Genomic DNA, 7649 nt, shown 5'->3' on the forward strand with positions numbered 1-7649 from the left:
TGTCGTTGCAGGAAAGCTGAATAACAGGCTGGCGGTTTACAGGTGGCAGTAAAAATTCGGACTTATCAGAGGCGGCGCTGCCGCTTTTTCTGTACTGGTTTATGAGGGGAAGATTGTCCATAAAACGACATGAAAGAACAGCGAATAGTGACAAGCCTGCGGCTCATAAGATGCTGTAAGGCGGTTTTTTATTTTGCCCTCAAGTTTTCCTTTCTGCCGTGGCAATGAAATGGGAGGCTTTCTTAAATAAGCAGGGGTAAAATACATAAGCCTCCGCAGTGGCTTTGGATGGGCAGGAAGAATTTAACGAGGACTTTTTTGAGGAAACGCTGGAGCGGATGGTGGTGCAGAAAACGGGGAGCATAGATTTCCGTCTGAAGGACGGCACGGTCAGGACGCATGAAGCCCTGAAGCTCCGCGGCAGCAGGCATGAGAACACTTCCACGGAGGAATTTGACGGGGCTGAATTTGAAAAACAGGTACAGGAGCTTATGGTACCGGAGGACGGGAGCCTTGCGTGTCATTTTTATGGAGGGAAGGTGAGGAAATGGCAAAGAACGTGACAACGATACCGGCTACGCTAAACCGCTTCACGGCGGCCCCCGTCAGCAGCCGGAAGAAGCGGAGGGTGGCAGGCTACGCCCGCGTTTCCACCGGTATGGAAGACCAGCAGACCAGCTACGCCGCACAGTGCGATTATTACACCAACTACATACAGAGCCGGGAGGATTGGGAATTTGTCAGACTGTATTCGGACGAGGGAATCAGCGCAACCTCCACACGGCACCGCAGCGGCTTTAACCAGATGGTGGAGGACGCCCTCGCCGGCCGCATCGACTTAATCATCACCAAGAGCGTGTCAAGGTTCGCAAGAAACACGGTCGACAGCCTTTCCACCATCCGCAGGCTGAAAGAGAACGGCTGCGAGTGCTATTTCGAGAAGGAGAACATCTGGACGTTCGATTCCAAGGGCGAGCTGCTCATCACCATCATGTCCTCGCTGGCGCAGGAGGAGAGCCGGAGCATTTCGGAGAACTGCACCTGGGGCATGAGGAAGCGGTTTGCGGACGGCAAGGTGAGCGTTCCGTTCGGCAGGTTCCTCGGCTACGACCGGGGCGAGGACGGGAACCTTGTCATCAACGAAGGGCAGGCAGAAATAGTGCGGAAAATCTACGGACTGTTCCTGCACGGGCATTCGCCTTATAAGATTGCAAAGATACTGACGGAAGAAGGCATACCGACTCCGGGCGGCAAGAAGGTGTGGGGCAAGGCGGTGGTGGAATCCATCCTCACCAACGAGAAATACAAAGGCGATGCCCTTCTCCAGAAGGTTTACACGGTGGATTTCCTCTCCAAGAAGAAAAAGGTCAATGAGGGCGAGGTGCCGCAGTATTATGTGGAGGGGAACCATCCGGCCATCATAGAGCCTTACGTCTTTGACAGCGTCCAGGCATTGATGAAGGCGAGGCGGCCGGGGAAGAACCGGAACAGCTGCGTTGGCGTTTTCTCCGGAAAGATAAAATGCGGGGACTGCGAGAGCTGGTACGGCTCTAAGGTCTGGCATTCCAATGATAAATACCGCAAGGTGGTCTGGCAGTGTAACCACAAATTTGACGGCGGGGAGAAATGCACCACGCCCCATCTTGACGAGGAAGTCATTAAGACGCTGTTCGTGAGGGCGCTGAACAGTTTCTGCGGGGAAAGGGCGGAGATCACGGCAGCCTTTGAGGAGATGAAGGAGGCGGCATTTGGGACGGATGAACTGGACAGGGAGAAGAAGCGCCTGCAGGAGGAGATGAACGTGGTGGCGGAGCTGATACAGCAGTACATTGCCGAGAACGCCTGCATCGCGCAGAACCAGGCAGAATACGAAAAACGCTATCATGCCCTTGCGGAGCGGTTCGACAGGGTAAAGGCGCGACTCGGCGAGGTGGAGGACGGGATCGTGGCAAAGCAGGCGCAGCGGGAGATGATGCAGAACCTGGTGGATACGCTGGAAGGGATGCCGGATGCCTTGGACAGCTTTGACGAGGGCTCATGGTATGCGCTGGTGGATCATGCGACGGTCTATGGCAGGGAGGACATCCGGTTTACCTTCAAGAACGGGATGGAGATTAAGGCATAGAGGATTTAGGCGAAAGAAAAGACTTCTGACGCACTTGAAGTGCGGACAGGGGCTTTTCTTTTTTTACGGAATATCCGGTATTGCAAATTATTTTATCCTCTTGACAAAAACTCCGACTTGAACTATACTGTGTAACAGTGATATATAACAGTGTTATAAGAAAAGGGGCGTGCGGCAGAATGAGTGAGCCGGAGAGGAACACATTGGAGCTGATCCATGGGGCGGCCAAAGCGGAATTTATGGAAAAGGGGTTCCAGGCTGCCTCCCTGCGGAATATCGTCAAAACGGCAGGCGTGACCACCGGGGCATTTTACGGTTATTACAACAGCAAGGAAGAACTGTTCGCAGCCCTGGTGGACCCGTCCTATGAATATATGATGGGGCGGTATAAGCAGACCCATGAATATTTTGAAAGCCTGCCCATGGAAAAGCAGCCGGAGCAGATGGGGAAGATGTCATCGGAGTGTATGAATGACCTGCTGGCATACTCCTGCGGGCATATGGATGAATTTTACCTGATCCTGAAATGTTCGGCGGGTACGAAATATGCTTCCATGATCGATGACATGGTGGAGATTGAGGTGGAGGCTACCCATCACTATTATGAAGTCTTAAAGCAGCTTGGGACTCCTTCCCCCAAAATTGATGAAAGGCTGGAACATATCATGGCAACCGGGATGATAGGCGCCTTTTTTGAAATGGTTCTTCATAGAATGCCCTTTGAAGACGCGAAAGTCTTCTTGCAGCAGTTAAATGATTTCTACACCGCAGGGTGGATGAAGATCATGGGACAGTGATCCGGGCCGACAGCCGGTAATAGAAAGTCTGCATCGCGGGCTTTCTATTATAGAATCTGGATAATAGAATCCTCTTTTGGATTCTATTATAGAATCTGGATAATAGAATCCTCTTTTGGATTCTATTATATTTTCCCTGAAGGTTAGTGAAAACTAACTAATATTTCATAAGGATAACAGGGAATGACTGCAGCGTTCCCTTTATCATAGATGTCGCGGACATCATAGAAAAACATACAAGGAGGTCTTACTTTTGAAAAAAGAATCCAATTTAAAGCGGCTCCTTCGGTATGCCGGGGGCTATAAGTACCTGACCATAGCGTCATGGATTTTGAGCGCGCTGAGCGCACTGATGGCATTGCTCCCGTTTGTGTACATCTGGAAAGTCATCAAAGAAGTTTTGGATGTGGCTCCGGATTACGGGGATGTGCGGAATCTGTCCCATAACGGCTGGATGGCGGTAGTTTTCGCAGCGGCGGCGATCCTGATCTATATTGCGGCTCTGATATGTTCCCACCTGGCGGCGTTCCGGGTGCAGGCAAATATGCGGACAAAGGCAATGCACCATATCGTGACCCTGCCCATGGGGTTCATGAGCGGCTCTGGCAGCGGCAAAGTCAGGAAGATCGTTTATGAATCCAGCGCGGCAACGGAAACCTACCTTGCCCACCAGCTCCCTGACAAGGCGAATGCCCTTGCGACACCAGTGGGGCTTATCGTCCTTCTGCTTGTCTTCGACTGGCGGCTGGGGCTTTTAAGCCTCCTGCCGGTTGCGGCGGCGTTTGTCATTATGAGCGTCATGACGGGAAAGCGCATGCAAAAGAAGATGGAAGAATACAACAACGCCCTGGGGCAGATGGCGGGTGAGGCGGTGGAGTATGTAAGGGGAATTTCGGTGGTCAAAACCTTCGGCCAGTCGGTGTTCTCTTTCAGGCGCTTCAGAGAATCCATCGACAATTATGAGAAATGGGTGATCGCCTATACAAAAGACCTGCGCCTCCCGATGATGTGCTATACCACGCTGGTAAACGGGATTTTTGCGGTACTGGTCGCGGCGGCGCTGGTGATGACATCGGGCGGGGTGACAAATGGGTTCTTACTGAATTTGATGTATTACATCATCATCACGCCGGTCATTACGCTGACGCTGACAAAAATCATGTATGCCAGCGAGAATAAGCTGATCGTGGCGGACGCCATGTCCCGCATCGACAGTATCCTGGAAATGGAGCCGCTGCCGGAAACAGATCATCCGAAACATCCGAAAGACAATTCCGTGGAGCTTTCCGGGGTTTCCTTCCGGTATAAGGACGTCAGCGTGAATCCCACGCCGAGGAACGCGCTGGAAAACATTTCTCTCACAATCAGACCGGGCGAACACGTTGCTTTCGTGGGACCGTCGGGCGGGGGAAAGACCACCCTTGCCAGTATCGTGGCAAGGTTCTGGGACGTAAGGGACGGCAGCGTGAAGATTGGCGGCATCAATGTAAAGGAGATTGCCAAGGAAGAGCTGATGGATACGGTATCCTTTGTCTTTCAGGATTCCAAACTTCTGAAGACATCCATTTTGGAAAATGTAAGGATGGCGAAACCGGACGCTTCCCGGGGCGAAATCCTGAAAGCCCTCCATGACACGCAGTGCGATGATATCCTTGAGAAACTGCCGCAGGGCGTGGATACAGTCGTGGGTGCAAAAGGCGTGTATCTGTCGGGCGGGGAGCAGCAGCGTATCTCCATTGCGAGGGTGATGCTGAAAAACGCGCCGATCCTGATACTGGACGAGGCGACCGCTTTCGCTGACCCGGACAACGAGGCAAAGGTGCAGGCGGCGTTTTCTGTGCTGGCAAAGGGAAAGACTGTGCTGATGATCGCCCACAGGCTTTCCACCGTTACCGGCGCAGACAGAATCGTGGTAATCAAAGACGGGAAGATAGAAGATACAGGCACACACGACCAGCTTAAGGATAAGGACGGCCTGTATGCCGAAATGTGGAAGCAGTACAACAAAGCTGCAAAATGGAAGGTAGGTGTTTCGAATGCATGAGAAATTAAGGCACACGTTTGCCCTGTCCGACAAGGGCGCAAAGGATATGGTAAAGGCGTTTTCTGCCTGCATCCTGCATAACCTTTCCCTGATGGTTCCGGTGGTGCTGTTATATAACCTCATTGGTGACCTGCTGGGCGAGGGCATCCCGGAAGGGAAAAGCACATTTTACATCGCAGGGCTTGCCATGGCCCTTGGACTCATAATGCTGACATATTATATCCAGTACAACGCCACCTTTTTTGCCACCTATGTGGAGAGCGGCGTGCGCAGGCTTTCCCTTGCGGAGAAGCTGCGGAAGATTCCCCTGTCCTTTTTCGGAAAAAAAGATCTGTCCGACCTGACAACGGTTCTTATGGCGGACTGTGCGACATTGGAGGGCGGATTATCCCATTGGGTGCCGGAATTTATAGGTTCGCTTATTTCCACCCTTTTGATTGCGGCAGGGCTCTTTGTCTTCGACTGGCGCATGGCTCTTGCCTCCCTGTGGGTGCTGCCTGTTTCTTTCGGCATCATCCTTGCCACGGCGGGGATTATGCGGATCCGGCAGGAAAAGGTGACGGAGGTGTCCATTGCGTGTTCGGACGGCATCCAGGAATGCCTGGAAACGCTGCGCGACCTGAAAGCGAACAATGCTGAAGATGGATACCTGAAAGGGCTGGATAAAAAAATAAAGGATGTGGAGAAGTATACAGTGATCGGCGAGCTTACCAATGCGGTATTCCATACCTGCGGGCGCATGGTGCTTAAAGTAGGTATCGCCACGACTGTGTTGGCGGGAGGCGCGCTGTTAGCAGACGGAGAGATTACCCTGCTCACGTTTTTTGCTTTTATGATTTTAGTTTCCCGCGTATATGACCCATTGATCGCTGCATTGGATAATTTAAGCGCAGTCATTATGATAAGGAATATCCAGTGCAGAAGGATGGACGAAATCTTAAGCCACCCGGAACAGGAAGGCAGGTCGGAGCTGACAAACAGAGGATATGACATTATTTTTGACCACGTGGGTTTTTCCTATGAATGCTCTTCTTCACTTAACAGCGGGGAAACGGTATTGAAGGATGTATCCTTTACCGCGAAGCAGGGGCAGGTCACTGCGCTGGTGGGGCCTTCCGGCGGCGGAAAGACAACGGTTTCCCGCCTTGCCTCAAGGTTCTGGGATATCCAGAAAGGGAAGATCACGGTAGGCGGCATGGACATCTCGAAAATCGAACCCGAGACGCTTATGTCCCTGTATTCCATCGTGTTCCAGGACGTGACGCTGTTTAACAACACGGTCATGGAGAATATCCGCCTGGGGCGAAAGGATGCGACTGACGCAGAGGTGTTGGAGGCTGCGAGGCTTGCCAATGTGGATGAATTTGCGGAGAAGCTGCCGGATAAGTGGAATACCTTAATTGGGGAGAACGGCTGCGAGCTGTCCGGCGGGGAACGCCAGCGTATCTCGATTGCCAGGGCATTTTTGAAAAACGCCCCGATCATCCTGCTGGATGAGGCAACGGCAAGCCTTGACGTGGAAAACGAGACGTTGATTCAGGAGTCCCTGTCAAGGCTGATCGAGAATAAGACGGTCATGATCATTGCCCACCGTATGCGTACCGTTGCGGGGGCGGATAAGATTGTTGTCCTTTCGGAAGGCACCGTGGCAGAGCAGGGCAGTTCCGATATGCTTCTGAAAAAGGATGGTATCTATGCCCGCATGGTGAAGCTCCAGACGCAGAGCCGGAATTGGGCGATGGAGTAATGAGGATGATATTTCATTTATATTTAGAAATGGGATGGCAATAAAGGTATTGGAAATACCCTCTGGAGCTTGTCTATAAGCGCCAGAGGGTATTATTCTGCAAACAAAAATCAGATTTTTGTAGAAATTCTTTTGCTTATCTTGACAAACGGAATTTTTCGAGTATAATTAAAACAATGTTTTAAATACGTTGTTTTGGAAACGCTGTTGTGAAAGAGAAAGGTGGTAGACAATGGCGAGTAGAATTGAGGGATATGATGAGAAAATAATTGCTTGTGCAAAAGAAGAGTTTTTGAAAAAAGGATATGCAGATGCTTCGTTAAGAACGATAGCCCAGAATGCAGATGTCAGCACAAGTACAATTTATACAAGATATTTGGACAAAGAGGGTCTATTCAGGTTTCTTGTAGAACCGGCGGCAAAAGGACTGAAGGATTTGATAGGACGTTCCCTGTCAGAATTTACGACACTGTCAGCAAGTGAGCAGTCTGAAAAAATGACAGAGTATTCTGACAAAGGATTTGAGGAAACTGTCCCATATATTTACGAACATTTCGATGAAATTAAGCTCTTGGTCACAGGGGCACCAGGAAACTATTATCAGGAATTTTTGGAAAGTTTAGTGGAATTGGATACTGCCTGTATGAAATCTTTTTTATTGCGTACTGGCAGTAAAGCAATGCGGGAAGGGCGGATTACGGATGGGTTTCTTCATGTTGTTTCCAGTGCTTTTTACTCTGGCATCTTCGAGGTAGTAATTCATGATATGCCGATGGAAGAAGCAAGAAATTATATCAATGAGCTTCGTGCATTTTATGGAAACGGCTGGAAAGAATATTATCAGATATAAAGAGAAAGAAGCATTCTGGTGATATGTCAAGGGTTTTTTGAAAAAGATTTTGATATGTTTTTCGGGAAAAAGGGTAACTTTAATAG

General features: G+C 50.4%; 6 protein-coding genes. All 6 read left to right on the plus strand.

Going from position 1 to position 7649, the window contains the following annotated elements; genetic code table 11:
* Window positions 1-284 precede the first annotated feature (284 nt).
* The 6 genes from NFS35_RS12350 to NFS35_RS12375 all read left to right on the plus strand — a co-directional run bounded on the left by NFS35_RS12350 (window position 285) and on the right by NFS35_RS12375 (window position 7563).
* Entirely contained in the window at window positions 285-563 is a 279-nt protein-coding gene (locus tag NFS35_RS12350; protein WP_251207427.1) for a hypothetical protein, read from the plus strand.
* Window positions 548-2125 (plus strand): recombinase family protein, encoded by a 1578-nt coding sequence (locus NFS35_RS12355; RefSeq protein WP_251207428.1) that lies wholly within the window; start codon window positions 548-550, stop codon window positions 2123-2125. Before NFS35_RS12350 ends, NFS35_RS12355 begins: the two co-directional genes overlap by 16 nt.
* A 179-nt stretch (window positions 2126-2304) precedes the next feature.
* The gene (locus NFS35_RS12360) at window positions 2305-2922 is read left to right on the plus strand and encodes a TetR/AcrR family transcriptional regulator (protein WP_251207429.1); all 618 of its coding nucleotides are present in this window, start codon (window positions 2305-2307) and stop codon (window positions 2920-2922) included.
* Window positions 2923-3175: 253 nt separating this feature from the next.
* Window positions 3176-4966: an ABC transporter ATP-binding protein gene (locus NFS35_RS12365; protein ID WP_251207430.1), complete on the plus strand. Its 1791-nt coding sequence runs from the start codon at window positions 3176-3178 to the stop codon at window positions 4964-4966.
* Window positions 4959-6713 (plus strand): ABC transporter ATP-binding protein, encoded by a 1755-nt coding sequence (locus NFS35_RS12370; protein ID WP_251207431.1) that lies wholly within the window; start codon window positions 4959-4961, stop codon window positions 6711-6713. Before NFS35_RS12365 ends, NFS35_RS12370 begins: the two co-directional genes overlap by 8 nt.
* 232 nt (window positions 6714-6945) lie before the next feature.
* On the plus strand, window positions 6946-7563 hold the full coding sequence (locus NFS35_RS12375) for a TetR/AcrR family transcriptional regulator (protein WP_251207432.1): 618 nt from the start codon (window positions 6946-6948) through the stop codon (window positions 7561-7563).
* Window positions 7564-7649 lie beyond the last annotated feature (86 nt).

Source organism: Acetatifactor aquisgranensis (genome assembly GCF_943193215.1).
GTDB classification, from domain to species: domain Bacteria; phylum Bacillota; class Clostridia; order Lachnospirales; family Lachnospiraceae; genus Acetatifactor; species Acetatifactor aquisgranensis.

Excerpts from the sequence above, each read along its gene's own strand:
- NFS35_RS12375 (WP_251207432.1), top strand. The coding sequence starts at position 6,946 with ATGGCGAGTAGAATTGAGGGATATGATGAGAAAATAATTGCTTGTGCA.
- NFS35_RS12370 (WP_251207431.1), top strand. The coding sequence starts at position 4,959 with ATGCATGAGAAATTAAGGCACACGTTTGCCCTGTCCGACAAGGGCGCA.
- NFS35_RS12360 (WP_251207429.1), top strand. The coding sequence starts at position 2,305 with ATGAGTGAGCCGGAGAGGAACACATTGGAGCTGATCCATGGGGCGGCC.
- NFS35_RS12355 (WP_251207428.1), top strand. The coding sequence starts at position 548 with ATGGCAAAGAACGTGACAACGATACCGGCTACGCTAAACCGCTTCACG.